Origin of the sequence: Microbacterium helvum (assembly GCF_014779795.1) — a bacterium.
Classification (GTDB): domain Bacteria; phylum Actinomycetota; class Actinomycetes; order Actinomycetales; family Microbacteriaceae; genus Microbacterium; species Microbacterium helvum.
Genome location: NZ_JACXZS010000027.1, coordinates 1 through 2477, shown reverse-complemented (window position 1 = coordinate 2477; position 2477 = coordinate 1). Strand labels below are relative to the sequence as shown.

At 63.7% G+C, this 2477-nt stretch carries 2 protein-coding genes; one reads left to right on the top strand and one right to left on the bottom strand.

Features of this window, described 5'->3' with window-relative positions; translation table 11 throughout:
• The first annotated feature begins 100 nt into the window (after positions 1–100).
• Positions 101–568 (top strand): hypothetical protein, encoded by a 468-nt coding sequence (locus tag IF188_RS19980; RefSeq protein ID WP_224752210.1) that lies wholly within the window; start codon positions 101–103, stop codon positions 566–568.
• Between the two features lie 177 nt (positions 569–745).
• On the opposite strand, the gene IF188_RS19975 is transcribed toward IF188_RS19980, so the two are convergent.
• Positions 746–2377: a UvrD-helicase domain-containing protein gene (locus tag IF188_RS19975; RefSeq protein WP_191173566.1), complete on the bottom strand. Its 1632-nt coding sequence runs from the start codon at positions 2375–2377 to the stop codon at positions 746–748.
• Positions 2378–2477: the final 100 nt, after the last annotated feature.

Genomic DNA, 2477 nt, shown 5'->3' with positions numbered 1-2477 from the left:
GGCAGAAGGAGCCTAGGAAGCTGGCGCCGAACCCGAATATCCGGTGGCGCTCAACCACGCGATCGCGTCGACGAGCAAGTGGCGCTCAACCGCAATACTCGTGGCGCTCAGAGACGCGAATATTCATCGTGCGCAGTGGATCGTGCGCGGCATCCGCGACGGGTACCTGTCTCTAGTCTGCGTGGGCGACAGCGGCGAGGTGGCGCGCGTGTCCACCGAGTATGCGCGCGAGCACCTGCAGCTCGCCTACGCGTCCACCGTGCACGGTGTGCAGGGCGACACCGCCGATGCGTCGGTGGTCGGGCCGGATGTGGATGCCGCGGGACTCTACGTGGGCCTCACGCGCGGTCGGCTGAGCAACGTCGCGATCGTCGTGGCGCGGACGGATGCCGCGGCCCGCGAATGCCTCGCGCAGTCGATGCAACGCGGGACTCCAGAGCTGACGATGCAGGATGCTGTGCGCGCCGCCCAGACGGAGATGCGGCGTGCGGCGAGGAACCGGGAGGCGGCAACTGCGACGAGGCCGGCTGTCGGGGCGCCGAATGTGGGGCGCGGGATTGGGATCTAGCGGCGTTCGAAACGCGGGACGTTCGTCGGGCAAGCGTTCAACCCCGCCCTTCGGGTGAGGTCGGATGCGTCATTGGATCCCTCGCGTCGTCTCCTCTGCTGTCTTCATAGGACCGGCTCACAGGCGCTGCTTGGCGATCGCCAGCACCCATTGGGCGACGCCGCGCAAGAGTGCTCACTACGCGAGACGGAGTTGTGTGATGAATCGGCTCACCGGGCAGGGATGACGGCGGTCCCGACGGTCAGTGGTGTATCCCGACCACAGCAGAGTGACCTTGAATCGGGCTCGGGTGAGGCCGACGTAGAACTTGTTCCGTTCCTCTTCAAGTTCACGACGGTTGTTGATCGAGCGATAGAACGGAATACGTCCGTCATCGCAGTCGGGGATGAAAACGTAGTCGAACTCAAGACCCTTTCCGGCTGACAGTGTCGTCACGTACACGCGCCCGTCGCGCAGTTGCCGAGCGGCAAGTTCATCTACGGAGCGCAAGACCTGGGGGTTGCTCGCAAGGTGGTCGAGCAGCGGGGCAAGTTCGTCTGTTGCTACCGTTGCGGCGTCGGTGCCCGCAGAGACGAGCAGGTTGAATAGGTCCGACGTCAACTGGCGAGCGCTCATTCCGGACTCGATCGAAAGAAGGAGGCCGACAATCTGGCCGCGGATCTCGACGTCAAGATTCGGGACGATTCGCGCCAGTTCGTCGACAAGTGCGCCGATGCCATCCCCACGAGCCAGGCCGAGAAGGGTCCCGCAGGCGCGCTCGAGCCAGTTGGTGATCATCGACTCCCACTCGGCGTCCTCACGGACCCAGGTGTCGAGACCGCGATCGCCGAGCGCTTCCGCCGCGGCACGAGCCAACTCGTTCGTGCGACAAAGCAGGCCAATGGCGTCGGGACTGACGTTCGATTCGACGAGCAGGGCTACCTCCTCGGCGATTCGTCGCGCTTGGCCGTCGACGGAGCCTTCGACCTTCAGAACCTCGATGGAACCACCCGCACGAGCAGCAATCATTGGCCGGCCGTCGGGGAATAGGCGCCTGCTGATCTCAGCGATGACTGCGCCGCATCGATAGTTCGTCTGGAGTGTGATCTCGGTTACCTCGGGTTGACTGGCGAGGTCGGTTAGCAGTCGGGAGTCCGTGCCGGTCCAGCCATAGATTGCTTGATCGGTATCTCCGACGGCGAATAGCGTGCTGGGGTCAGCTTCTGCGCTTAGGCATAGATCGCGAACGATTCGGTCGAGGCCCGGTGCGAGGTCCTGGTACTCGTCGACATAGATTCGGTCGAATGCGGCGCGAAGGGCTAGCCTCACATCAGCATGGGTCTCGACAATCGTCACTGCTTGCTCGATTATCGAAGCGAAGTCGAGGAGTCGGTTGTCGCGCAGAACTTGAAGGTATGCGTCGCGCGCTTGGACGGCCGAGCCAGTTAGAGACCACTGCTCATCTGATGCGAACTCGCTGCGCAGCTTCCGAACCGTGTTGAGCAGAAGCGGGTCGTCGGGTATCCCTTCCTGTCGTAGCGTTTGCGCCCACAATGCTTCCGCTTCCCGTCGGCGGAGCACTCGCGCATCCTGGACCTCTGGAAGGCCGGCAAGCGCTGCATAAGGCCGAAGGATTCTGTTGAGCGCGAAGCCATGAACCGTCCCGAGGAAGAGATTGCTCCGTTGGTCACCGCTCAGCTGTCCGAAGCGACTGCTCAGTTCGGCTGCGGCCGCTGTGGTGAGAGTGATGCATGCCGCACCGCTCGGAGGGGCGATTCGGTCGGACAGGTCGCGAGCCAAACGGGCTCTTCGGACATCCGGTGGGGTCATGGAGTGAGGCCACCGGCGGCGAGGAGCATGCGGAGTCGGTAGTTGTGCCGGTTGCGGTAGCCGCGGGCGAGGCGACGGTGGAGCTCGATGATCCCGTTGA